Consider the following 23,057-nt stretch of genomic DNA (forward strand, 5'->3'; position numbering starts at 1 on the left):
GCGCAGGAGCGTCGTCACTCCGGGAGCGTGGGGTCTGCTTCGATGACGCCTTCCGCCGCGAGCCGTTCCAGCAGCTTTGCTCCGGCGGGGTGGTCGGGCAGCTCCTCCACCGTGAAGCGATCCCGTGCCAGGAGGTCGGACAAGAGGTCGGCCAGGGCGGCGGGAACGGACACCACGCGGTCCGCGAGGTGGAGCAGCAGGCGCTCGCCCGTGCGCGTCGCGGCGAGGACGGCGTGCGCGTTGACGCGATAGGCGGTCTTCGCCCCCCGCGCCGCGCACAGCGTGCTTGCGGGCCGGCGGATCGGAGGGAGGAACTCCCTCAACGCGTCGTTCCGTACGAGCGTGGCGAGCTCGGCGATGTCCGCGCCCTGGAGCCAGGTGACCAGCTCGTCGCGTGCCCTGGCCAGGTCGGTGACCGCGGCCTCGGGGTCGCGTACGAAGTCGGCGGAGACGGGGAAGCGCCCGGGCAGGCCCGTGGCGTGCTCCAGAGCGCGCCCGAGCGCCCACCACGCCGTCCACTCGAAGAGGCTGATCGTGAGGTGCAGCGAGGCGTTCTCACTGCTGCGCGCCGAGTGGACCCAGCCGCGCGGCAGCCAGAGGACGTCGCCGGGGCTCAGGGTGATCGTGGCCCAGGGGGTGCGTCCTTCGGGTACGACCGTGCCGCCGAGCCGGGAGCCCACTCGGCTGAAGACCTCCTGGGAGAGCGGCCGGCGCAGTACGGGCTCGTGCAGTGTCCACTCTTTCGTGCCGCGAACCTGGACGATGAAGGAGTCCTGAACGTCGTAATGGTCGCCGAACCCCTGGGAGGCGGCGGGGGTGAGGTAGGCGTTGACGTGGATCGGTCGGCCGAGGTCGTGGCCCAAGCGCCGGGCGAAGTCGTCGCACGGGCCGTGGAGTTCCTGAAGTCCCTGGAAGACGAGGGTGGCGCCGGCGCCCAGCAGACCGGCGATCTTCCGTGGGTCGGCGGTGTCGGGGTACAGCACGCGCTCACGCAGCAACTCGGCGTCGTCCACCTGCTTTCCGTCGCGTATGACGCGGAAGGCGGGACGGCGCAGCGACCGACTCGTGATCAGTTCGTCGATGACGTCGAGGTCGAGGACGTCCCGGAAGTCCGCCTCGGTGGAATGCAGCCGGGGGGTGTCGGGGAGGTCGGAGCGGAAGGACGACGCGTCCGGTACGAGTCGGCCCAGCGCGGCGAGGCGGGGAGCGGCGAGGCGCGCGTAATCGGTCATGGGGTGACGGTCCTTGCTCGGGTCGCGGTCAGCTGCGCCAACAGGTGTCCGTAGGTGGCCAGTTCGTCGAGGACGCCCAGGCCGAGACGGTTGTGCAGCATGTGGGTGTGGGAGAGGAGGATGCGTCCGGGGCCGGCCGCGGTCTGGGCCCACACACCGGTGGCCTCGAGGTGGGCCGCGTACCAGGACGTCAGCGGCCCCTCCGTGACGGGCTGCTCGAGGTGGCGCGAGACGGCCGTGCTCAGCGTGGGCGGCAACCGGCCCGGATCGCGGAGCGCCTCGACGGTGGCGTCGACCTGCTCCGTGGAGTGGCCGAGGCGACGGAGCCAGTCACGCCAGGACATGAGCCCGGCCTCGCAGAACGCGACGCGGGCGGGGACGTCGGGGAGGGTGTGCAGTGCTGCGGCGGTGGCGTGCAGGGCGAGCACGGCGCGGGCTCCCGTGTCGCGTGGCTGCGCGAGGAAGGCCAGGACGAGGCGGCTGGAGAGGGTGAAGAGGTCTTCCGAGAGCCCCATGAGGTCACGGCCTCCGTAGCGGTCGAACTCCGGCTCGTAGAAGGCGGGATGCACGCCGGGCGGGAGCAGTGTCGCCACGTCCGTCGCGGGCAGGGCCGCACCGAGTTCCCCGGCAGCGGCCAGCCGCTCGGACTGGCGTGCGTGGTCCTGGGCGTCGAGGCGTCTCTCGTCCGCGCGGGGCTCGGCGGCCTCGGCGTGGTGGGCGGCGAGTCGGTCCGAGATGTCGCTCACCTGCTGGGGTGTCAGGTCGCGCATGCGGAAGCGGATGTGGGGTCCGTGCTGCCAGTAACGGAGGAAGAACCAGGGCCGGCCGGGGCGGGCGCGGATCACGGGGCCCACGACCTCGCGCAGCACACGGTCGTGGGCCCCGGTCGCGCTGGTGGCGAGGTGAAGGTGCCAGGCCGTCCAGGAGCGGGCGGGGGAGTCCGTCATGTGGTGATCACAGCCTCAGGTCCAGAAGTGGTTCGAGGTAACGCCCCGTGCCTGTGACGACAGCGAGCAGGATCGTCTCGCTGGGAGCGAGCCCGAGCAGCGGCACGGTCGGGGCGTCTTTGAAGGCGCGGGTGGGGCGGGCGTAGTGACGGTGCGCGGCGGCGGACAGGCCCAGGCCCTGAACGGTCCAGCCGGCGGCGTACTGCGCGAGCGTCCAGGCGCCGGGGCCGTACTCGGCGACCAGGGATGCCACGTCAGCGGTGACGAACCACAGGGCGGTGGCGTGCCGGACGTCGCAGCCGTTGCCGGTGGTGAGGGGGTAGCCGTAATGCGGTTCCAGGTCGGCCGGCGAGGCGGCCGCCCCGGGCACACGCGTGATCCCGTCACGGCTGACCCGGTAGGTACCGACGGAGTATCCGTCGACGTCCTGGATGACGGCCGTGAGCCGGAGGCGGCTCGCGACCGCTGCCAGCGCGGCACCGGGCGGTTCCACGGTGCCGAAGGCGGCACCGTCCGTGAGGGCGGTGGCCGGTGCCGGGTGGCGACGGCCGTTCATCCCGGAGAGACCGCGTGGCATCCGCCCCGAGGTGCGGCGCCACAGAACGTCCGCCCAGTCGGTCGGCGGCGCGTCGGGCAGGTCGGGGAGGGAGGGGGGCAGGGGCTCGTACCGGCCGTCACCGTTCTGGGTGCGGTTCACGGCGGTGATCTCGGCCAGTTCGGCGTCATCTGGTACGGCCTCGTCGGCGGGGGCCCGCTCGGCGGCCGGTGCCGGGATGCCGCCCAGTGACACGGTGAGCGGGAGCGTCCACTCATGGGTGGGACGCAGGCCGAGGGCCTCCAGCACGGCCGTGTCCCTGGACCCGGGCAGCCGCAGCGCGGCGCTCTCACGCAGCCCGAAGAGGTCCAGAGCCAGGACGAGGGAACGAAGGTTGATGCCGAGTTCCGCTTCGGTGAGCGAGCCGCGCAGGGGCCGGTAGTAGGCCGGCAGGTGGGTGTAGCGGCCGACGAGGTGGATGAGTGTCGCTTCACTGGGCGGCGCTTCACGGGATGTCGCTTCACGCGGTGGCCCGGAGCCGTCGGTCAGGGGGAGCAGCGCGACCCGGTAGGGGTCGTGGCAGAAGCTCCGTCCGTCGGGCTCGGTGAGGAAGGTGTGCACGGGGAACTTGCTGCGCACGGAGGGGTGGGCGCGGTGGTCGTTGTAGGGGTTGCACGTCTCGCGCCGGAGCAGGCCGAAGGCGGTCTGCAGGGCCAGGCCGAGCGGATCGCCGTGCGGCCGCGCGGAGCCGGACCGCGCGATGCGCCCGGCTGGGTAGGGGAGTTCGGCCAGCAGGTCGTGGGCACCGCGCGGCAGCGGCTTTTCCCGTTGGGGGTGGGCCCCCGGAGGGAGCTGTCCGCTGGTGTCGGGGGCGTCGGGGTCCAGCCGGATGGGGGCGTCCACGACTCCCTTGCCCGCTCCCTGGCGGTGCGCGAAGCGCAGGACGAGGCGGTGTGCCGGATCGGGTCGGCTGCCCGTGTGTGATGGGGTCATGGGAAGGGGTGGGGGTCGTAGGGAGCCTCACCGGGTACGTCGGCGAGCCGGGCGATGCCGGTGAACCGCTGCTGGGCGTGGCCGAATGTGAGAGGGACGATGCCGGGCACCACGGCCTTGGCCGCGGCGAGACCGATGTCGCGGTGTTCCCGCGTCGTCTGGTCGACGAGGGCGACGAGAGGCATCCCGGCGTGCGCGAACAGCTCGGCGACGTGCCGGAGGGCGCCCCGTACGTCACCACCGGCGCGGGCGGCGAAGCGGGCCGGGGCGTCGGGGAACAGTTCGTCCACGGGCCGGGTGGGCCCGCCCAGCACGCTCGTGATGCGGGGGAGCCGCTCGGGCAGGGCGTAGAGGGCCATGTGGTCCTCCAGTTCGTCGACCCGGTAGGGGTCGTCGAGGAGGGTCTCGGCGTGGGCTCGGTCGAACCTCGGCGGTTCCCTGACGATCTGGGCCAGTTCCCACAGGGCGGCGCGCACGGCCGCGTGCGGACCGATACCGGAACCCGCCGCGGACCAGCTGGCGGGAAAGCCGCCCGTGCGGTTGATCGCCACGGCCCACACGGCGGGCAGGGCGATGTCGTACGGGCCGTCACCCGTGAGGGAGAGCAGGTGGGTGTCGAAACCCCGTGCGTGAATGCTGTCCAGAAGGTGGACGGTGACCGGATCGCGGAGAGAGGCCGGGTCCAGGGCGGGCAGGGGCCGTGCGCGGAAGAACGCCCGCAGGAACGCGTCCCGTTCGGCGAGTTCGAACAGGGAGTGCAGCGCGGCCTCTTCGAGGTTGGCGCCCAGGGCGCAACCGCTCGAGGACTCGGGCTGGAACTGCTGGCGGCGGTCCGCGTGCGCATCGTGCCGGAGGCTGTGTCGGCGTCGGCGGTATTGATATCCGTACTGGTAGAAGCCGACCTCGGCGGGAACCAGGAGCGGCGAGCCGTCGTGCAGCGCGTGTGCCCAGACCCAGTCGCGGGGGGTGTCCGGCCCGCCGGGCAGCACCCGCGACATCGGATGGGCGAGTTGCTCCGGGGTGTAGCCGCCGAGGGTGGCGGGGTCCAGGACGAGTCCGGGGGCCCTTGTCCTCAGTTCGTCGGTGCTGACCTCGGTGAGGATGGCGGCCTCGTGCGGGAAGCCGGAGAGGCGCTCGTAGACCTCCAGCAGCGCGATCGGCTCGGCCTCGGCGAAGGTCCTGGCCCGCCCGTACCCCCAGGCCTTGGCATCGGGGTTGATCGCACTGCTCATGGCGAACGGGGCGTTGATGTCCCTCAGCGTGCCGAGGACGGGGCCGTAGGCGGGGTCGACGACGCGGTCGCGCAGGTGGGTGCCCACGGTCAGATGCGCCGAGGCCGCGGTGCGGGTGGCGTTCCGAGGGGCGGCCGGGCGGCTCGCGGGCCGCCAGTCGGCCGGGGGACACGCCGGGTCGACGGGGTCGACAGCCGGCCGGCACACGGGACAGTTGCTGCTGCGCAACACGCGGTGACGGGCGGAGGCGACGGCGCCGCCGCATCGGTAGAGCTCGCCAGGGGCGAGCGGGGCCGCGCGCAGCAGCACGGTGGCGGCCTCCACGAAGGTGGACAGCAACGGGCTTTCCGCTCCGACCCCGTGCTGTGGCTGTTCGGGCGCCTCGAGCAAGGGGTGGTCGGCGATGATGCGCGTGCGGGCCTCGGCGCAGCCGGCGCAGCCGGACGTCGTGCCCGGCACCCACAGGGGCCCCAGCACGACGTGCCGGTCGTGGAGCCGGACGGACAGGTGTGGGCGGCCCGCCAGCGAAGCCGCACGCCAGGCGGCACGCTCACGCCCGAAGTCCCATCCTCGGGTGACGGTGACGGTGGGAGGCTCCGGTGTGTCGGCGATGCCGTCGACGACGAAGCCGGTGCCGGGCAGCGACGCGTCGAGCTCAGCCATGGCCGGCCTCCACCAGGACGACGCTGCCGTGCCAGAGCGGGAGGGCGCCCAGGAGCGGGTCCGGGGCGGCACGCCGGGCGGTCGGGCCGTACCGGGCGAGCTGCCGGCGCAGCGTGTCGAGGGTGGACCGGTCCGCGGTGCTCAGCGCCGCGGTGCCGAGGGTGGCGGGCACCCCGGCCTGGACATGGGTGAGGGCCTCGGCGAGCGCGTGCGTGAGGGCGGTGTCGGTGTCGGGCCCCCACGCGGCCGACAGCGGCCTGCCGTCGGGGTGGCGAAGGCGGACGAGCCGCCAGTCCACTCCGGCAAGAGCGGCCGACTCCGCCTCGAACGGCGTCAGTTCGTAGGCGGCAAGCGTGCGCCAGAGCGAGGCGGGCCGCTCGGGCAGCCTGCCGGGATCCAGGATCTCCTCCGTCGTGGTGGCTCGTTCGGCCAGCAGTCGCAACGCCCCGTCGAGCAGGGCGCGCGTCTCGTCGATGCCCGCCGCGGCGACGCCCCTCGGCTCCGTGGCCGCGACGACGGCGCGCAGCGCCTCCAGCGCGGCCTCCAGCGCGGCTTCGGCCTGGTTGTCTCCCCATCGGGTGAAGGCCGGGCGGCCGGGCAGGTCGACGGCGGTCGTCCGGGCCAGCGCGAGCGGAAGCTGCGGCAGGTCGTAGGGGGTCTCCCCGGCGAGAGGACCGAGGAAGGTCCCGGTCACGGCGGCCACCAGCTCCACCGGATCGGAGGTGTCGGCGATCGGCGCGGCCGGCAGCGAGAGGGGGGTGGCCGTGAGCCCGGGGCCCTGGAGGGCATGGGCCTGGGGAGCATGGGCCTGGCCGGCCGCCGGACCGGTGGTCAGGGCGGAGAGCAGGAGTTCGGCGGCCAGGGCCCCGGCGAGCGCGTCAGAGGCGGGACGGAGCGGAGGCTCGCCGCGCCGCTGGAGCGCCCAGTTGACGGCGCGCTGCCACAGGGCGTCCGGCATCGTCTCGGCGTCGGACACCCGCAGCACCGGCCCCACCTGACCCAGCGGGCCACCCAGGCGCACCGGTACGTAGGTCACCGTGGCGGGCAGGGCGTCCGCGGCGACCGGGTCCTCGGCACCGGCCACCGTGAAGGACACCACGGCGTCGGCGTGGCGCGCCGCCTCCTCGGCGACGCGCACCTCGTGGACCGGTACGCCCAGGCGCCGGCCGGTACGCTCCGCCACGGCGGGATCGTCCACCGCGAGAACGAGTTCGCGTACCCCCGCCCGCCACAGCCCCCGCGCAGCGGGCAGGACGGCGTCGCAGGGTCCGGCCAGCACCGTGCGGGTCGTCCGCAGCCGGGCGAAGTCCGCGTACGGATCCGTGCTGTGAACCTCCAGATGAGCCAGGATCTCGGCGAACTCGTGCCGGGTGGCCTCGTCCGGTTCGGGCACGCTCAGCCGGTCCGGCCGCAGCAGCAGTCCATGTGCGTCCAGGGCGTCGAGGAGCTTGCGCACGACCGGCCGGGCGCGTGGGCCGAGCGCCTCTACCAGGATGTCCTCGTCAGCGCCGTCCTCGAGGAGCGGCAGACACACGTCCGCGATCCGGAACAGCGCGGGAGAGCCCTGGAACACGAAGGGTGCGCCGGCGCCTGCCAGGTAGACGCCGTTGGCCAGCGGGGCGTAGTGGACGGCGGGGCGCAGCTTCAGCCGCACGGCTGCTCCAATCCTTCGAAGTCGGCCAGGTAGGTGAAAGGGCCGCCGGAGAGACGACCGATCTCGACGATCCACTCGACCGCGTGCGGCGAGTCGGTGATCCGGGGCAGCGCCTCTTCCAGGTGTCCGGGTTGCCGGCGCTCCAGCATGCGGGGCAGTACCCGGGTGAGCAGCGCGCTGTCCAGGTCCAGGTACTGGGGTTTCTGCCGTCGGCGCTCGGCGAAGTCGATGCGCCGGGTCGCCATGGAGTCGGTCTTGATGAGGAGTTCGGCCGGAAGTCCGTGGCGTGCGCGCAGCCCGGCGAGGGCAGCGAGCAGTTCGGGCCCCTCGGCGTGGCCGGCGGCCGTGTCTCGCAGCTGCCCGTCGAGGTACCAGCGCCGGCGCTGCAGGACGAGCGAGCCCACGCTGAGGCGGGGCAGTCGGACGGCCTGGGGCCGGCGAGCGGCACGGTATCCGCCGGCCAGGTCGGTGACGAGGCGGCCACCGCTGGTGAGCCAGGCGGCGAGGCGGACCGGAGCGGGGTACAGCTCGGGGAAGCCCGCGCCGAGCGTCAGCGGCAGGAGTTCACGGCCGTCGGGGCGTTCGATGCGGAGCCGGTCGCTGTCCTTGTCGTGCACGAGGCGCAGCAGGGACCAGTCCTCGGCGGTCAGGTGCTTGTCGAGGGCGGGCCGGCGGGCGTTGACGTTCAGGCGGTGCAGACCGAGTTCCTCGGCCAGCTCGACACCCGGCCGGCCGTAGTGGGCATGGAGGCGGGCCGCGAGCCGCGCGGCGGCTTGACCGCCCATGTCGGCGTCGGGGCCGAGGAAGCGGCCGTAGAGCATTCCGTGGCCGGAGTAGGCGTCGTTGAAGACGAGGCGGCGTCCCCAGGGCTGGAGGAGCACTCCGTATGCGAGGGGCACCCGACGCTGGGCGGCCGGCAGGTCGGCGGCGAGGGCGCGCAACAGCTCCGGGTGGACAGCGAGTTCGTCGTCGGACCGGCCGTCGTCGAACAGGTCGTACATCGCGTCCAGGGCGGACCGGCGGACGGCCCTCAGCCGGGCAAGCGCGGTGGTGGTGTGCTCGCCCGCCCGGAACGCGGTCTCACGCCGGTACACCTCCGCGACCAGCGGTCCGGCGGCCTCGCGGAGCGGGACGTCGGCGCCGGGACGGTGGAGGTCGGTGAAGGCGGCGGAGGCGAGCGCGCGGATCTCGTGGAGCCGGTCGAACATGCTGAGGAACTCGACCGCGGCGGCGGTGTCGGCCAGTTGGTCCCGCCAGGTCTCGGTACCGATCCGCTGCGGCGGCATCACGTAGTCCTCCTCGACGAGGACGGCGGCGGGACGGCCGGTCCGTTTGCCCAGTGCGGTGGTGTCGGCGCGCAGCGAGGCGAGCACCGCGGGACGGCGATCCGGCGCAGCGGTGGCCAGCTCCGCCAGGTCCGCAGCCAGACCGCTCAGCTCGGGGTGGTCGAGCTGGGCGGGCTGCGGGTCCCGTCCGTCCTCGGGGACGGCGGTGACGCACAGGATGCCCGTGCCGATGGCGTTGACGACGAACCGGACCGCGTCGGAGACGTTGTGGTCCAGGACGCTCGCGAGTTCCGCCGCCACCTGGGACAGCCGGCGGGGCCCCAGCTCGGTGAGGCGGAGAAGCACAGCGAGGGTTCCGGTGACCGGTGCGGACAGGCGCCGCACACCCCCCTCTTCGGCCCGGAGGAAGGTGTAGCGGGTTCCCTCCGTGTCGAGGCCGGCCGTGGGGGGCTGGTGGATCCAGCTGTCCGGGGCGGGGGCACCGGGCACCTGCAGGGCGTCGGCGATGTGCGTGAACATCACCCGGTCGAGGGCGAGGTGGGCGTGGGCGCCGAGGAAGCCGAGGGTGGCGGGGTCGGGAGCGCCGGGTTCCGGAACGGCGAGGCCGACTGCGGTGAAGCGGGAGAGCGGGCTGGTCCGGATGAGAGCACGGGTGACGTACTGCAGCAGCCCGCGCTCGGACTTGCGTTCCCGCTTGCCCGGTTCCGCCGCAGCGCGGTACCGGCGGGCGGCGCTGTCCACCTCGGGTGCGAGCAGGGCCATGGCCTGGCGCAGGTCGGGTTCGTCCAGCAGGGACCTCAGCACCGCGCGTTCGGCGCGCAGGGCTGTCGGGTGGTGCTCCGACAGGCGGGCGCGGAGCGCGGCGACCCGCTCCTGTGCCGCCAGCCAGTCGCGCACGGCCGCCGGCAGGGCACTCAGGTCGGAGGTCACGCTCGGAGTGCGGCCGTTGTGGACGTCGCGCCGCAGCGCGAGCAGGTGCCGCCGCTGTGCGCCGCCGGCCGGCCGGATCGACTCGTAGAGGGCGTCTTCCGCGGCCGGCGCCAACGCCAGCGCACCTCGCAGCGCTTCCGTCAGCTCACCGAGTATCCGGCTGGACTGCGGCTCTGCCAGGCGCTGCCGGGGCAGTGGATTGACGCGAAGGACCCAGACGGGCTCCCCGATACCGGTCATCGTCCCGCCTTCCGAGCCAAGCGGCGCCGGGCCACTGCGGTGAGGAGCAGCCCGCCGAGCGTCCAGGCGGCGAGAACGGCGGCGACCTGGGGAAGCTGCCAGGCGTGTGCCGGCTCCGCATGGGCCAGGGAGTCGGGCAGCAGGGCGGCACGCATGCCCTGCGCCATCCACGTGAGCGGGAACAGCGCGCCGATGTCTCTGAGCGGCGACGGCAGGGAGCCGAGCGGGTAGAAGACCCCGGAGACGAACTGCAGTACGACCACGGGGAACTGGACCGCCGGAATGATCAGGCGCCGGTCGCGGACCAGGCTGCCGAGCGCGACACCGATGACGGAGCAGGCCGCGACGCCGAGCAGCAGGACCCACACCGCGGTGAGCCAGGCCGTGGGCCGGGTGGGCAGGGGGAACCCGAAGACGGCGACGGCGATGGCGAGGATGACGGCGGACTGCACCAGGGCGAGCACGAGGACGAGGCAGCCCTTGGCGAGGATGTAGGAAGCCATGGGGAACGGCGTCCCGCGCAGGCGCTTGAGGGTGCCGTCGCCGGTTTCCTGGGTGAGCGCGAAGGCGAGGTTGTTGAAGGCGGAGGTGAGTACACCGGTGGCGAGCACACCGGCCACCACCACGTGGTTCAACGGCACCGTGCTGTGCGGGACGTGGCCCTTGAACAGGGTGCCGAACAGCAGCATGAGAAACACCGGCATCGCCATGTTGAAGACGATCGAGTTCCGGTTGCGGAAGAAGACGCGGATCTCGGCTCCGCCTCGGGTGAGCCCCAGACGCAACGTGCCGGGAAGGGGCGGCGCGGGGTGTGTGGTACTCATCGGGCTCCTGCCTCGGTCTTCCGCTCGATGATCCGCAAGTAGCGGTCCTCCAGGGACGGTCGGCGTATCTCCAGCCCCGGAATGTCGGGGCCGAGCCGTGCCTGGAGCTCCGCGAGGAAACGGGCGCTGTGCGCGACGGCCTCGCAGCGGCGTTCGCCGCCCTCCCGCCAGCGGACTTCGGTGGGCGCGTCGGCGCCGAGTTCCTCGGGAGACCCGTCGGCGATGATCCGGCCGTCCCGCAGGACCGCCACACGGTCGGCCAGGTACTCGACCTCGTCGAGGTAGTGGGAGGTGAGCAGCACGGACGTGCCGCGCGAGGTCAGGCCTCGCACCAGCTCCCAGCACGCACGCCGCACGTCCGGATCCAATCCGGTGGTCGGCTCGTCCAGGAAGAGCAGCTCGGGCTGTCCGAGAATCGCCAGCGCGATGTCCAGCCGGCGCCGCTGGCCCCCGGAGAGCACCGCGACTCGCCGGTGGGCGTGCTCGGTCAGTTCGGTGGCCGCGAGTGCCTCGTGCGGCGGCATCGGATCGTGGTAGTAGCGCGCGAACTGCTCGACCACCTCACCGACCCGCCAGAAGTCGTGGTCACCCGTGGCCTGGGGAACGATGCCGATACGGTTCCGCCAGCCACGAGGGGCGCCGAAGGGGTCGTGCCCGAGGACGCGGACGGTCCCGCCGTCCCGGGTGCGGTGGCCCTCCAGGACCTCCACGGTGGTGGTCTTCCCCGCCCCGTTCGGGCCGAGGAGGGCGAACACCTCGCCCGCCCGCACGGTGAAGCCGATGCCGTCCACCACCGTTCGTCCGCCGTAGGACACCACGAGGTCGCTGACCTCGATGACGGCCTCGGCTCCGGTAGCGCTGTGCATGGGGGTGTGCTCCTTCGGCTCGGGCGGGTCAGACGGTGGACGCGGGTGAGGCGCGGCGCTCCAGGCGCTGCTGCCAGGTCTCACCGAGCACCCCGTCGACGCATTCGGCGATCGCATGGCAGAGGTAGAAGCGCTGCAGGGGGGAGACGCCGAGCAGCGGAAGCTGGCGGTAGAAGAGGTTGATCACCGTGCGGTACCCGGTGAACCAGGCGGCGCCCCCGTCGACCGCGCCGGACGCGGCGACGGCCTGATGGAAGGGGCTGGGGGCCCGACCACCGTCGTCGTGCGGCCCGGCGAGTTCGGCGAGGTCGGCCGCGCCCACGTCGCCGCGGACCGCCGCCGACTCGAACAACCCCGCGCAGTGGGCGACGGCACCGCGCCAAGCGGAAGCCGTCGCGTTTTCTCCGCCCTCCAGCGCGAGGCGCACGACTGCCTCGAGCCGCGAACGATCGCCCTCGAGCCGGTGCGCGAAAGCGGCACGGGGCGACTGCGGACGGGCCGATCGCGAAGGCGCCGACTGCGCGGTGGAGTTGAAGAACGCCTCGGCATGGGAGCGGAACGAGAAGGCGCCGTAGGCGGCTCCGTAGGGATGCGCCTCCGCCACGGCCATGAACGCCTCGGCGGCACGCTCCAGCGCCTCCTGCGGCGCGTCGGCCAGCGAGGCGACGGTGCGGCACACCGGACCCAGCAGCCGGGCCAGCGCGTACTCCCGAAGCTCGCCGAGGACACCGGGCCAGGGCGCCGTCCGTTCGCCGTCGGTCAACGGCCAGGCCGTGCCGTGTTCGCGCAGCGGGAGGTAAGGCGGCGCGACGCGCTCCATGCGGCCCAGCGCCCGCGCCTGGTCGAGGTAGGCACGCTTGGTGAGGGCGCGTTCGGCATCCGCCGGCCCCGCGTCCCAGCCGTCGGCGATCCGCTGCCACGGCAGCGGACCACGCCGTCCCCGATAGGCCGTCAGTTCCACGTGCGGGCCGTGCAGCCAGCCCTGCTGGAGACGGACGTGCACGGCTCCGTGCCGCTGAGTGAGCTCGTCCACGAGCGGCAGCACGCGATGGGCGAGCCAGCGCGGCGTGATGGGTGTCAGGGTGTGCAGGCGCAGGCCTACGTACGGCCTGTCACCGGACGGACCCGGAGCGGTCGGTACGGACATGCGGACATGCTGTCCGCACCGTGACGGGCTGAGCAGCGGTTGGCGGCCGATCCCTCACCGATGTCACGGAGCGGATGACAATTGTCATGCCGGTCCGCGCCCCACCCTGGTTGGCGGCTCAGGCGGGACGGCGCAGGGCGGAGACGAGGGCCGCGGCCCACAGCAGAGCGGCGCAGCCCAGCCCGGGCAGCCACATCCACAGGCCTGCGGGGGCACCCCGCAGGCCTGTGAGGACGACGACGGCCGTGGCCAGCCCGACCAGCATCATTCCCGCACTCAGCAGCCGCAAGGAGGGAGCGGCCCAGTTCCGGGCCAGGGGCAGGAAGTGCGCACCGACCACCAACGCCGGCCAGGCGTAGGTGAGATGAGGCTGGTGCAGGCGGGTGTTGAGCAGTCCGCAGCCGACACCGATGAGCACCGCCTGCAGCAGGACGAGCCTGGTGAAGCTGATGCGCGGCTCGGGGCGGGGCGAGGGGCGCACCGCCGCCGCACCGCCGGCGCCTTTGCCACGCCGGGAGAGCAGGGCCAGCGCCAGCACCACGGCGGCCACCACTGCGGTCGCCCATCGCACCGTGCCGGCGGCCGCCCCGGAAACCCCGGCCATTCCGACGGCAGCCCACACGAGCCCGAAGACGGCTCCGATCAGGGGTGCCGGGGACGCCGCCTTGCCGGGGCGTGCGGGGCGGGAAGCGGCCGTGGCCATGGGTCCTCCTTCAGTGCCGGGGTACGCCCGACCCTAAGCACGACGGCACCACGAGCGCCTCAACAAATGATGCTTGTCATGCCGGACGTTAACTATGTCAGCATCTCGGCCCCGGACCGCCCCAGGCGCTTCCCGCTGCCCGCATCCTGTGCTGGCCGGCTGCAAACGGCCGCCGCGGCCCCCGGGTCGATCCCCCACCGCCGCGTCTTCCACAAGAAAAGGGGACCACTGTGTCCAACGCCACCACCACCGAGTTCGACGAGCTGTTCGCCTCCTTCGACATCGAGGACCTGGGTGTCCTGGACGTCAACGAGGGTGTCGCGCTGCCGGAGATGGGCGCGAGCGACGGCAACTGGGCCTGCTGCTCGTCGTCCTCCTCGTCCTCGTCCTCCTGCTGCTGACGCAGCGCGAGCGGACGGGGCCGACCCGGGCTCGGTACTGACGGCGACGGGACCCGCTCAGCGGGTCCCGTCGCCTCACCCCGGTGATCCCCATCCGTCCGCCGGCACACGAAGCGGAGACACATGGTGACCGAGCAGGATCCCGCGCCGCGACGGCACTACGTGGCGGAGCTGCTGACGATGCTGGACGACGGGCCGGAGAACCGCCCCGTCCTGACGTGGCGGCAGACCGTATGGACGGCTACCGCGTTCTCATCGAGGATCCGCACGCTGTCCGCAGCCCTTCGCGCGGCAGGGACAGCCGAGGGCACGGTCCTCGGCCTGCTCACTCTGCCCAACCACCCCGACAGTCTGGCTCTGCGCTACGCCGCCCATCTGCTCGGCGCGAGCGTCGTGCACCTGCGCACCGCGAACCCCGGGAGCAACGCGGCCACGCTCACGGCCGTCGACCAGGCCGAGATGGCCGGAGTGGTCGGAGTACGGCTCATCGTGCACGACCCGCTTCTGACGGACCGCGCCGCGGAACTGGCCGCCGCGACGGGACTTCGCACCCTGGGCACCGACGTGCCCGCCGCCGAGACCGACGTGCCGCATCGCGCGCCCACCAGGGGCATCCTCACCTTCACCGGTGGCACCACCGGACGGCCCAAGGGCGTGCGCCATTCCTTCTCCGGACACAACGACCTCGTCCTGAGCGACGCCGCGGAGCTGGCCGCGGAACCCGGTGGTCCGCCGCGCCTGCTCGTCACCACCCCGGTCAGTCACGCCGTCGCCGCCATGGCCGACGCGGTCCTCGTCTCCGGCGGCTTCCTGGTCCTGCACGAGGACTTCGAACCGGCGGCGATGCTCCACGCCCTCGCCGCCCACCGCATCACCCGGGCCTATCTGGCGGTTCCGCAGCTGTACCGGCTGCTCGACCACCCCGATCTGCCCGGCACCGACCTCAGCGCCCTGCGCCGGCTCATCTACAGCGGCTCCCACGCGGCCCCCGCCCGCGTCGCCCGCGCCTTCGCCGTCCTCGGGCCCGTCCTCGTGCAGTGCTACGGCTCCACCGAGACCGGCCGCGTCACCCTGCTCGATCAACTCGACCACTACGAGGACGAGTTGCGCGGGGCCGTCGGACGGCCGTTTCCGGGCGTCGAGGTCCGGCTGTCCGAGCCCGACGGCGAAATCCTGGTCCGTTCGCCCCAGTGCCTCACCGAATACCCCGGCGACCCCGAACTGACCGCCGCGACGGTCCGGCCCGACGGCTGGACCCGCACCGGCGACCTCGGATACTTCGACGAGTACGGCCTGCTGCGCCTGACCGGCCGTCGCCACCACATGATCAAAACGCGCGGAGCCCGGGTCCACCCCGCCGCGGTGGAAAGGGAACTGCTCGCCGACGGCGTCTTCACCGAGGCCGCGGTCTACTCCGCCGAAGGGCCCGACGGAGCCGAGCTGGTACACGCCGCCGTCGTCCCAGGGCGTGGCACACCCCAGGAAGGTGCCAAGGCGCAGGTGGACCGCGCCCTTGCCCGGATCGCGGCGCACCTCGGCCCCGAACACGCCCCGACCACCGTCGTCCTGTGGCGCCGGTTGCCGCTCACCGCCGTCGGCAAGCCGGATCGCCGGCGCCTCACGGTTCCGGACGGGCACCCCGACGTCTGCGCCGTCCTGACCCGCCAGCCTTGAGAGAGCGAGAACCGCCATGTCCTCACACCTGGAACACTTCGCCGGCGTCATGGCCGGGATCGGCGACAGCAAGCGGGACTTCCTCGAGCTGGGCCGGTGTGCCGGCCGATTCCCCACCGCCGACCTGGGCGCGGCGCCGGACGGTGGGCCGTCCCCCGTCTCCGTCTGGTGCAGCAACGACTACCTCGGCATGGGCGAGCACCCCGCCGTCATGGCGGCGATGCACCGGGCGATCGACGAGCACGGTGCCGGCGCCGGCGGCTCACGCAACATCGGCGGGACCAACCCCTACCACAACCGCCTGGAGCGCGAACTGGCCGACCTGCACGGCAAGGACGACGCGGTCATCTTCTCCTCCGGCTACACCGCCAACGAGGGCTCCCTCTCCGTCCTCGCCGGGCACCCGGTGAACTGCCAAGTCTTCTCGGACGAGTTGAACCACGCCTCGATCATCGACGGCCTACGGCACAGCGGCGCCACCAAGCACATCTTCCGCCACAACGACACCGCCCACCTCGCGGAGCTCCTGGCCGCCGCCGACCCCACGGCACCCAAGCTCATCGTCGTGGAGTCCGTCTACTCGATGAACGGCGACGTCGCCCCGCTCGCCGACATCGCGGACCTCGCCGATCGCCACGGCGCCACGACCTACCTGGACGAGGTGCACGCCGTCGGGATGTACGGTCCCGAAGGCGCCGGGATCGCGGCCCGTGAGGGACTCGCGGACCGGTTCACCCTCATCATGGGCACGCTGGGCAAGGGGTTCGGCACCGCCGGTGGCTATCTGGCCGGTCCGGCACCGCTGGTCGAGGCGGTCCGCGCTCTGGCCCGCTCCTTCATCTTCACCACCTCCACTCCGCCCGCGCTGGCCGCCGCCGCCCTGGCCGCCGTCCGGCACCTGCGCGGCTGCGGGACGGAACGCAAGGCGCTGGGCGAGAACGCCCGGCAACTGCACCGCGCCCTGCGCGAGGCGCGCATCCCGTTCCTTTCGGACCGGTCCCACATCATCTCCGTGCTGGTCGGAGAGGAGGCAGCCTGTCGCCGGGCCTCGGCGATGCTGCTGCACGGACACGGAATGTACGTCCAGGCCATCAACGCCCCGAGTGTGCGGCGTGGCGAGGAGATCCTGCGCGTGGCGCCCTCCGCCAAGCACACCGAGCAGGACGTGCGGGACTTCGCCGCAGCGCTGGACGGGGTGTGGGCTCAGCTCGAGCTGCCGCGCGTCGGCTGACGGGCCGACAGGTCGAGGACGAGCTGCCGCTTGAGGACCTTCCCACTGGTCCCGAGCGGCAACCGCTCCACGAACTCGACCCGGCGCGGATACTTGTAGGCGGCCAACCGCCCCTTCGCCCAGCCACGGATCGCCTCCGCGTCCCGGACCGCCCCGGGGCGCGGCACTATGACCGCGCACACCTCCTCCCCCAGGCGCGCGTCCGGCACGCCCACCACCGCGACCTGCGCCACCGCGGGGTGCCGGGCCAGTACTTCCTCGACCTCACGGGGGTAGATGTTGTAGCCGCCCCGGATCACCATCTCCTTCTTGCGGTCCACCAGGACCAGTCGCCCCGTCGCGTCGATCCGGCCCAGGTCGCCGCTGCGCAGCCAGCCGTCCACGATGGCCTTCCCGGTTTCGTCCGGCAGGCCGAGATAGCCGGCCGTGACGTTCGGGCCCCGCACCACGACCTCACCGACCTCGCCTTTCGCCACGGGTGCGATGTGCTCCTCCACCGAGGAGTCCGCGATCACGACCTCCACACCGGGGATCGGGTGCCCCACGGTTCCGGGCACGGGCGGCCGCCCGGGCAGGTTGTAGGCCACCACCGGCGACGCCTCGGTCAGCCCGTAGCCTTCGTAGACCTGGCAGCCGAAGCGCGCTGTGAACTCGTTCAGCATCGCGACGGGCAGCGCGGAGCCACCCGAGTAGACCCGGTTCAGGCTCGGCGGAACGGGTGCGCCCGCCTCGACGGCGTCCAGGAGTTCCCGGTACATCGTCGGCACACCCATGAGGTACGTGCAGCCGAGCTCCGTCATCTCGCGCAGTGCCGTCGTGGCGGCGAAGCGTTCCGCGAGCACCAGCGTGGCGGTGGCGCGGATGCACACGGCCATGCCGCAGACCTGGCCGAAGATGTGGGAGAGCGGCAGGCAGCCGTAGAGCACGTCGTCCGGCGTGACCGCGAAGGGCGTACGGACCGTGGTCTCGATGTTGCCGCGCAGGTTGGCGTGGGTGAGCATGACGCCCTTCGGACGTCCCGTGGTGCCCGAGGTGTAGAGGATGACGGCGAGGTCGTCGCCGGCGCGCTCCTCGGGGGCGGAGGCGTCGCCCGGACCGTCGAGGTGCTCGGGCGTGATCACCTCGGGGGCGTCGGACCCGAGACGGTCGCGCAGCTCCGGCGCGCAGATCACCGCGGTCGCCCCGCTGTCCCGCACCAGGTACGCGATCTCGTCCTTGCTGAGCAGCAGATGCACGGGGACCACGGTGCCGCCGATCGCCAGAACCGCGAAGTACGCCACCGGGAAGGCCGTCGTGTTGGGGAGGAGCACAGCCACTCGGTCACCCGGCCCGAGGCCCCGTCGACGCAGCGCGGCGGCGGCGCAACGGACCGAGTGCCACAGTACGCGGTAGCTGGTGCGATGCCCTTGGTGGATGACGGCGGGATGGTCAGGACGCTCCTGGGCGGCGTCCCGCAGCACGTGTACGAGAGAGGTCATCCTGCGTTCGGTCCCCGTCAGATCCAACCCGCTTCGCGGGCCATGCGTGCCGCGTCGAAGCGGTTCCGGGCATCCAGCTTCTTGATCAGCTTGGAGGAGAGGTTGCGGACGGTGCCGAGGGACAGGCTGAGCTGCTCGGCGATCTCGCCCAGCGGGGCACCTGTGGAGATCGCCCGCAGCACCTCCGTCTCACGCTGACTCAGACCACTGGGCCGTCCGGTGGGGGATCCGGTCAGCAACTCGCTCTCGATCGTCACCCGCCCGGCGGCGACGCTGCGCAGCGTGTCGATGAGCTGGGACAACGGTGTGGCTTTCGGCACGACGCTCAACACGCCCTGCGTGATCGCGGCGCGCACCACGTCACGCTGCGGCGTCGCGGTCATCAGGGCCGTCCGGCAGGAGGGCAGCACCTCTGCGATGTCGGCCGCCAGCTGCAGTCCGTTCCGCCCGGGCATCATGTGGTCCAGCAGCGCCACGGTGGGTCTGGTGCGCACGGCGGCGGGCAGTACGTCCTCGCTGTGCGTGACGGCCGCGACGACATGGAAGTCCTCAACCGCCTGCAGCGCGGAAGCCAGACAGGTCAGCACCATCTCGTGGTCGTCCGCCAGCAGCAGGCGGACAGGCGGCGCGGCGGGTCTGCGGCCGGTCACGCGGCCTCCCTCCCGGCCAGGCGCAACACGGGGTGCGGCGCGGGCAGGACCCCCCGGGCGAGGAAGCGATCGTCGTGCAACCGCGCGGTCAGCACGCCTCCCAGGGCGGCCACGCGGTCCCGCATCCCGGTCACGCCCAGGCCCATGCGCAACGGTGGCGGCGGAGCACCGTCGTTGCCGAAGCTCAGCTGGACCCGGTCGCCGGACAGCGTCGCCGTGAAGTGGAACTCCGTGGCCGCCCCGGCGTGCCGGAGCAGGTTGGTCACGGCCTCGCGGAGCAGACCGGCCAGCACGCCCTCCAGCTCCGGGAAGTGCACGGGGACGGCGATATCGATGCGGAAGAAGACGCTCGTGCCGGTGAGGGCACACACGGCCTTCTCCACCTCTTCGTCGAGGTCGGGCACGTCGACGCCGTCCGGGCTGCTCAGACTTCGTTCCGTGGAGCGCAGCAGCAGGCGGATGCGGCTGGTCATCACGTGCAGGGCGGCGGCCTCGGGACCGTGCGACCCACGCGCGAGAGCCCGATCGCCCTCCAGCGCGAGCAGGGTCAGTTCCTGGCCCACGGTGTCGTGGATGGCGCTCATCAGTGCCCGGTGGCGGGCCCGCATGGTGCGCAGAGCGACGTTGATGAGCACCGTGGAGAGGATCAGCGCCGTCATGAGCGGCAGCAACACGTCCGTACGGGCGCCGGTCCACAGGACGCTGACCGATGGCAACGCGCTGCACAACAGCACCCAGCCCGTCCTCGCCGGCCTCCGGTTGAAGATCCAGACGGCAGCGGTGGCGGGGTAGATCAGTACGCAGTCCAGGATGTGGCTGCCCGATGCCGCCTGCACCGCCAGGGCCAGCAGTGTCAGGAACGCTGCGGAGGCATGTGCCCGGGCCTCTCGCGGTCCTTGGGAGAGGCCTCGGTTGTCGGCCAGGAGTACGCCCACGAACACGACGGCCAGCGCCAGCCCGAGCGCCCAGGTCTCGGGCGACGCCTCGGCGCCTATCAGGGGCAGTGGCAGCCAGACCACGTTGGAGAAGATGAGAAGTAAGGTCAGCGAGCCCAGGGGCGAGGGAGTTGATGAACGGTCCCGACGCCAATGCCACGTTCTTCTGTGCATGGCGAGCTCCCCCCGAGTTCTGTGCGCATCCGTGACGCAGGTGCGCATGCCGCGATCAGGTTAATGGCCATTTGTGATCGATCCGGAGCGCTTGGGTAGTCCTTACCGAGTAATTGTGAAGATTTTTAGTTTGACTGAGGTAGTTTCAGGCCGCAGTCAAGCCTCGGGGCGCTCGATGCGGCCGTGCGGCAGCCGAGGAGCCTCACTGCCGGGTGCGGCCCTGATGACGCCGAACCGGCCCGTCTGCCCGGTCAGTCGGTCTTCCCGGAGAGGGGGGATCCCGATGACGTCGAATGCGACGCCGGCTTGGCGTTCCGCCCCCGCCCCCCCCCCGGCCGCCGACACCGATGACAAGTCCGCCGTGACCATCCGCTGCCAGGACGGCACTTTCGTTCCGAGCTCACCCCTTCGTACTGTCCGCTGCTTCGACGAGGAAATGAGCGAGTACGAGTACTTCGCCCTGCGTCCCGGCGTGTTCGTAGGCACAGCGTCGCCGTTCCACCGGCTGACGCTCCAGCCGCCCGCACAGATGTCCGCCCTGCGCCACCGCATCCTCGCCGTGCACCGAGATCATCTCGCCCTGTGGAACAACGGGGCGTCCCTGCTGTCCCCGGCCGAGGTGATGGGAGATCTCCCCGCCTCCGTCCGCGCCTGAGCACGCACTGACGGGGGCCTGCCGACTCGATCACGGGACGGAAACCGAGACGGACAACGTCGAAGGGCCCCACCGCGAACGGTGGGGCCCTTCGACATCGTGCCCGGTGAGGCACTGGCGGAGGATACGAGATTCGAACTCGTGAGGGGTTGCCCCCAACACGCTTTCCAACTGTGTTGGTGGGCCGGTGGGGTGTGTGCAGGGGTGTTCACCTGCGTTCATGGGCGGCTGGCCACCGGGCTGGGATCCGCTCCAGGTCTCGGTTGAACGGCGGTGAACCGTGCTGAATGAGACGGAAACTGAGACGGCCCGTCCAGTGGCCGCTGTCAGTGGCCTCGCCTAGTCTCCGGCCATGAGCATGATCGGTGAGTACCTGCGTGTCACGGTTGCCGAGCTTGACTCGGCGATCCGAGACCCCGACTGGGCTCTGGACTTCGTCGAAGAGGTTCGGGACGCCGAGGAAGAGACGGAGCCTGCGCCGGCCAAGGCGCGTCACTTCAGCACGTACAAGACCTGGGACATGCTCAGCTTCTTGCTGGCGCGCGCCGAGTTCCCCGTGAACGTGATCAACGGTGAGGAACCGTTCGCCGAGGATGAGGACTGGGGTTACGGGCCCCCGAGGTACCTGCGACCTGAGCGGGTCCAGCTCGCGGCGGAAGCTCTGCGGGCTATCAGCTATGCCGAGCTGATCAGTGGCGTGGATCCTGCTGAGCTGAGCAGCGCCGAGGTGTATCCCCTCGGGTGGAGTGAGCCTGGCGCGCTGGAGTGGGGGCGTCCCTGGTACGACGGCCTCACACAGTTCTTCGAAGCTGCTGCCAGGGCGGACGACGCGATGCTCGTCTGGCTGGACTGACGGGCCACGACAGCGGTGAGACCTCAGCTTGGGAAGCTTGGGTCATCTGGACGCTGGGCCCCTGCTGACCTGCGGCTCGACAGCGTCCATGCTCAATGGCGTTGGGCCATATGCCCCGGTGTTCCCCGTGGTTTGCCGCTCTATCTGGCACGAGTCTGGCACGAAGAGGGGCGCCGTCGTCCCCGCGACATCGACTCCCCCTCCGCCCTGAATGCGACCGAGGAGCCGCCATGGTTCCCTGCTCGGTCTGGTGCGGGTGGATGCGGTGCTTGGCCTGACGGTTGCGCCCACGAGGTTCCGATGCTCGAAGGGAACCTACGGCTCACCGTGGACCGGTCGGGAGATCACGATCGAGGGGGGAACCGTGAAACGACTCCTCTCGGCCCTCTCCCCTCATTAGGATACGTCTGTGGCAGATCTCAGCGGGGGCACTCGCGCCCTGTCAAGCGCTTACAAGGGCGCCAAGTTCGGCAAAAGGTTACTTACGCAGCGGCAATGGTTCAACTACCTATTCGGGCGGTCTGTTCTTATGGCATTCCTAATGGGATGCCGTGACGTAGAACCTCAGCAGGTAAGGGAAGCCGCCACGAGAATGTGCGCGGTCTTGAATGAAACCCCGATCCCTATGGAACCACAAGGGTTCTTCTCGCGGATCGGGCAATTCTTCCGTAGGTGGATTGGGCAGGGTGTCAGGTATCCCGAGTTTCGCGGCCCTCGGAGGGATACCTTCCAGGAGCGCTTGCGTCTATGGGCAATGGCTGCCGCGAAAAGCGAGAGGGGGGAAGAGGCGCTTAATTATGCCCGATTTCCGGATGGGGAAAATCGCCCTAAGGTGTTCGCGAGATACTTACAGCTCGCCACCGCCCACATCTTGAGGGACCCCCTGGGCCCTCGGACAGAGGCTCAAAATCATGTGCGCGATGAGATGTACCATCATATCGAAATTGGCCTCACCGAGGAGCAGATTCAGGGGAGACTTCATACCAGGAATGCTGCCTTAAGAAGTGTTGCTGCTGGCGCTGCTGGTGCCGCTCTCAGCGGTATCGGGTTTCACAATGACTGGTATGAGACTCTGAGCTTTGCTGCTGTGGGGGTAGGGGCTTCAGCCACCCTCGACTACGCCATGGCGGGGAGCTTGCGGGTCACTCAGAAGATGATTGCTGCTCGCAGAAAAGCCCTGAACTGGTTGCTCTTTCTGATGAAGTCGTTGCATCAGTGGCGCGGAGAAGAACTGCCTCGATGGGAAGTGGAGGAGGGATGGAGGGAATATCTGCCGCGAGTCCTTGATTTTCTGGTATCGGAAAGTAATGATGAATTGAAGGGGTTTCTACTCGAATTGGATACCGTGGGCCGTGTACAGAGGCTCATCGAAACGGCAGAGAGATCCACTGATGAAGATCTCAGCAGACTGTTAACCGAGGTTGAAACTGCACTAGAATATAATGATCTCCATGATTTCCCAGACGCCATCAGGAATCTCCTCTATCTGATGCAAGACGTTTCACCGAAAAGTGGTGGATATTCGCGACCGGAGATAGCTCCGGGTGAACGCCCCCCCCAGCTCCCTCGAATTCCCAATGAGCTTGAATAGCGGCCTCAACGGGATGTCCACGTGAAGAGGTCGGTGGAGCGGCTTTGGGGTGGCGCTGCTTTGGCGCGAGTGATCATGGCCCCGTAAGCTTCCGGCGCGTCGGGCAGTCTGTGGACCTGCCCGGTAAAGCACGACGTTGGGGCCATGATCTGCGAGGCTCGCG

19 protein-coding genes are annotated in these 23,057 nt (G+C 71.1%); 6 read left to right on the top strand and 13 right to left on the bottom strand.

The window, feature by feature from the left end:
• Positions 1-14 precede the first annotated feature (14 nt).
• The 10 genes from ABTX60_RS15155 to ABTX60_RS15200 all read right to left on the bottom strand — a co-directional run bounded on the left by ABTX60_RS15155 (position 15) and on the right by ABTX60_RS15200 (position 13,252).
• Entirely contained in the window at positions 15-1,232 is a 1,218-nt protein-coding gene (locus ABTX60_RS15155) for a JmjC domain-containing protein (RefSeq protein WP_352097494.1), read from the bottom strand.
• Positions 1,229-2,179 (bottom strand): thiopeptide-type bacteriocin biosynthesis protein, encoded by a 951-nt coding sequence (locus ABTX60_RS15160; RefSeq protein WP_352097495.1) that lies wholly within the window; start codon positions 2,177-2,179, stop codon positions 1,229-1,231. Before ABTX60_RS15160 ends, ABTX60_RS15155 begins: the two co-directional genes overlap by 4 nt.
• 7 nt (positions 2,180-2,186) lie before the next feature.
• The gene (locus ABTX60_RS15165; RefSeq protein WP_352097496.1) at positions 2,187-3,707 is read right to left on the bottom strand and encodes a hypothetical protein; all 1,521 of its coding nucleotides are present in this window, start codon (positions 3,705-3,707) and stop codon (positions 2,187-2,189) included.
• Positions 3,704-5,602, bottom strand: a complete 1,899-nt coding sequence (locus ABTX60_RS15170; protein ID WP_352097497.1) for a TOMM precursor leader peptide-binding protein — start codon at positions 5,600-5,602, stop codon at positions 3,704-3,706. Before ABTX60_RS15170 ends, ABTX60_RS15165 begins: the two co-directional genes overlap by 4 nt.
• Positions 5,595-7,256 (bottom strand): hypothetical protein, encoded by a 1,662-nt coding sequence (locus ABTX60_RS15175; RefSeq protein ID WP_352097498.1) that lies wholly within the window; start codon positions 7,254-7,256, stop codon positions 5,595-5,597. Before ABTX60_RS15175 ends, ABTX60_RS15170 begins: the two co-directional genes overlap by 8 nt.
• The gene (locus ABTX60_RS15180) at positions 7,247-9,712 is read right to left on the bottom strand and encodes a hypothetical protein (protein ID WP_352097499.1); all 2,466 of its coding nucleotides are present in this window, start codon (positions 9,710-9,712) and stop codon (positions 7,247-7,249) included. Before ABTX60_RS15180 ends, ABTX60_RS15175 begins: the two co-directional genes overlap by 10 nt.
• A complete protein-coding gene (locus tag ABTX60_RS15185) occupies positions 9,709-10,536 on the bottom strand; it encodes an ABC transporter permease (RefSeq protein ID WP_352097500.1) in 828 nt (275 codons plus the stop codon). The genes ABTX60_RS15180 and ABTX60_RS15185 overlap by 4 nt, the downstream gene beginning before the upstream one ends.
• Entirely contained in the window at positions 10,533-11,402 is an 870-nt protein-coding gene (locus ABTX60_RS15190) for an ABC transporter ATP-binding protein (RefSeq protein ID WP_352097501.1), read from the bottom strand. Before ABTX60_RS15190 ends, ABTX60_RS15185 begins: the two co-directional genes overlap by 4 nt.
• Before the next feature lie 28 nt (positions 11,403-11,430).
• On the bottom strand, positions 11,431-12,549 hold the full coding sequence (locus tag ABTX60_RS15195; RefSeq protein WP_352097502.1) for a hypothetical protein: 1,119 nt from the start codon (positions 12,547-12,549) through the stop codon (positions 11,431-11,433).
• 118 nt (positions 12,550-12,667) lie between these two features.
• Positions 12,668-13,252, bottom strand: coding sequence for a hypothetical protein (locus tag ABTX60_RS15200; RefSeq protein WP_352097503.1), 585 nt, complete (start codon positions 13,250-13,252; stop codon positions 12,668-12,670).
• A gap of 230 nt (positions 13,253-13,482) precedes the next feature.
• Between ABTX60_RS15200 and ABTX60_RS15205 the strand changes: the two genes are divergently transcribed.
• From ABTX60_RS15205 to hemA, 3 genes are all read left to right on the top strand, one after another.
• A complete protein-coding gene (locus tag ABTX60_RS15205; RefSeq protein WP_352097504.1) occupies positions 13,483-13,653 on the top strand; it encodes a thiazolylpeptide-type bacteriocin in 171 nt (56 codons plus the stop codon).
• Positions 13,654-13,776: 123 nt separating this feature from the next.
• Positions 13,777-15,327, top strand: a complete 1,551-nt coding sequence (locus tag ABTX60_RS15210; RefSeq protein ID WP_352097505.1) for a class I adenylate-forming enzyme family protein — start codon at positions 13,777-13,779, stop codon at positions 15,325-15,327.
• 16 nt (positions 15,328-15,343) lie between these two features.
• Positions 15,344-16,558, top strand: coding sequence for a 5-aminolevulinate synthase (gene hemA, locus ABTX60_RS15215; protein ID WP_352097506.1), 1,215 nt, complete (start codon positions 15,344-15,346; stop codon positions 16,556-16,558).
• Here the strand turns inward: hemA and ABTX60_RS15220 are convergent.
• The 3 genes from ABTX60_RS15220 to ABTX60_RS15230 are packed head-to-tail and all read right to left on the bottom strand — an operon-like array spanning position 16,531 to position 19,705.
• Entirely contained in the window at positions 16,531-18,036 is a 1,506-nt protein-coding gene (locus tag ABTX60_RS15220; protein ID WP_352097507.1) for a long-chain-fatty-acid--CoA ligase, read from the bottom strand. The two genes, hemA and ABTX60_RS15220, sit on opposite strands and share 28 nt — an antisense overlap.
• A gap of 17 nt (positions 18,037-18,053) precedes the next feature.
• Positions 18,054-18,686: a response regulator gene (locus tag ABTX60_RS15225; protein WP_352097508.1), complete on the bottom strand. Its 633-nt coding sequence runs from the start codon at positions 18,684-18,686 to the stop codon at positions 18,054-18,056.
• Positions 18,683-19,705 (bottom strand): sensor histidine kinase, encoded by a 1,023-nt coding sequence (locus ABTX60_RS15230; protein ID WP_352097509.1) that lies wholly within the window; start codon positions 19,703-19,705, stop codon positions 18,683-18,685. Before ABTX60_RS15230 ends, ABTX60_RS15225 begins: the two co-directional genes overlap by 4 nt.
• 526 nt (positions 19,706-20,231) lie before the next feature.
• Between ABTX60_RS15230 and ABTX60_RS15235 the strand changes: the two genes are divergently transcribed.
• The 3 genes from ABTX60_RS15235 (at position 20,232) to ABTX60_RS15245 (ending at position 22,894) form a co-directional block, all read left to right on the top strand.
• Positions 20,232-20,450 carry a hypothetical protein gene (locus ABTX60_RS15235; protein ID WP_352097510.1) on the top strand — a complete coding sequence of 73 codons (219 nt, stop codon included), beginning with the start codon at positions 20,232-20,234 and terminating at the stop codon, positions 20,448-20,450.
• A 352-nt stretch (positions 20,451-20,802) separates the two neighbouring features.
• A complete protein-coding gene (locus ABTX60_RS15240) occupies positions 20,803-21,303 on the top strand; it encodes a YfbM family protein (protein ID WP_352097511.1) in 501 nt (166 codons plus the stop codon).
• A 754-nt stretch (positions 21,304-22,057) separates the two neighbouring features.
• Positions 22,058-22,894, top strand: coding sequence for a hypothetical protein (locus ABTX60_RS15245; RefSeq protein WP_352097512.1), 837 nt, complete (start codon positions 22,058-22,060; stop codon positions 22,892-22,894).
• Positions 22,895-23,057: the final 163 nt, after the last annotated feature.

This window comes from Streptomyces sp. NPDC126510, from assembly GCF_040302345.1.
In the GTDB taxonomy this organism is placed as follows: domain Bacteria; phylum Actinomycetota; class Actinomycetes; order Streptomycetales; family Streptomycetaceae; genus Streptomyces.

Excerpts from the sequence above, each read along its gene's own strand:
- ABTX60_RS15155 (WP_352097494.1), bottom strand. The coding sequence starts at position 1,232 with ATGACCGATTACGCGCGCCTCGCCGCTCCCCGCCTCGCCGCGCTGGGC.
- ABTX60_RS15160 (WP_352097495.1), bottom strand. The coding sequence starts at position 2,179 with ATGACGGACTCCCCCGCCCGCTCCTGGACGGCCTGGCACCTTCACCTC.
- ABTX60_RS15165 (WP_352097496.1), bottom strand. The coding sequence starts at position 3,707 with ATGACCCCATCACACACGGGCAGCCGACCCGATCCGGCACACCGCCTC.
- ABTX60_RS15170 (WP_352097497.1), bottom strand. The coding sequence starts at position 5,602 with ATGGCTGAGCTCGACGCGTCGCTGCCCGGCACCGGCTTCGTCGTCGAC.
- ABTX60_RS15180 (WP_352097499.1), bottom strand. The coding sequence starts at position 9,712 with ATGACCGGTATCGGGGAGCCCGTCTGGGTCCTTCGCGTCAATCCACTG.
- ABTX60_RS15185 (WP_352097500.1), bottom strand. The coding sequence starts at position 10,536 with ATGAGTACCACACACCCCGCGCCGCCCCTTCCCGGCACGTTGCGTCTG.
- ABTX60_RS15190 (WP_352097501.1), bottom strand. The coding sequence starts at position 11,402 with ATGCACAGCGCTACCGGAGCCGAGGCCGTCATCGAGGTCAGCGACCTC.
- ABTX60_RS15195 (WP_352097502.1), bottom strand. The coding sequence starts at position 12,549 with ATGTCCGTACCGACCGCTCCGGGTCCGTCCGGTGACAGGCCGTACGTA.
- ABTX60_RS15200 (WP_352097503.1), bottom strand. The coding sequence starts at position 13,252 with ATGGCCACGGCCGCTTCCCGCCCCGCACGCCCCGGCAAGGCGGCGTCC.
- ABTX60_RS15210 (WP_352097505.1), top strand. The coding sequence starts at position 13,777 with ATGGTGACCGAGCAGGATCCCGCGCCGCGACGGCACTACGTGGCGGAG.
- hemA (WP_352097506.1), top strand. The coding sequence starts at position 15,344 with ATGTCCTCACACCTGGAACACTTCGCCGGCGTCATGGCCGGGATCGGC.
- ABTX60_RS15220 (WP_352097507.1), bottom strand. The coding sequence starts at position 18,036 with ATGACCTCTCTCGTACACGTGCTGCGGGACGCCGCCCAGGAGCGTCCT.
- ABTX60_RS15235 (WP_352097510.1), top strand. The coding sequence starts at position 20,232 with ATGAGCGAGTACGAGTACTTCGCCCTGCGTCCCGGCGTGTTCGTAGGC.
- ABTX60_RS15240 (WP_352097511.1), top strand. The coding sequence starts at position 20,803 with ATGAGCATGATCGGTGAGTACCTGCGTGTCACGGTTGCCGAGCTTGAC.
- ABTX60_RS15245 (WP_352097512.1), top strand. The coding sequence starts at position 22,058 with ATGGCTGCCGCGAAAAGCGAGAGGGGGGAAGAGGCGCTTAATTATGCC.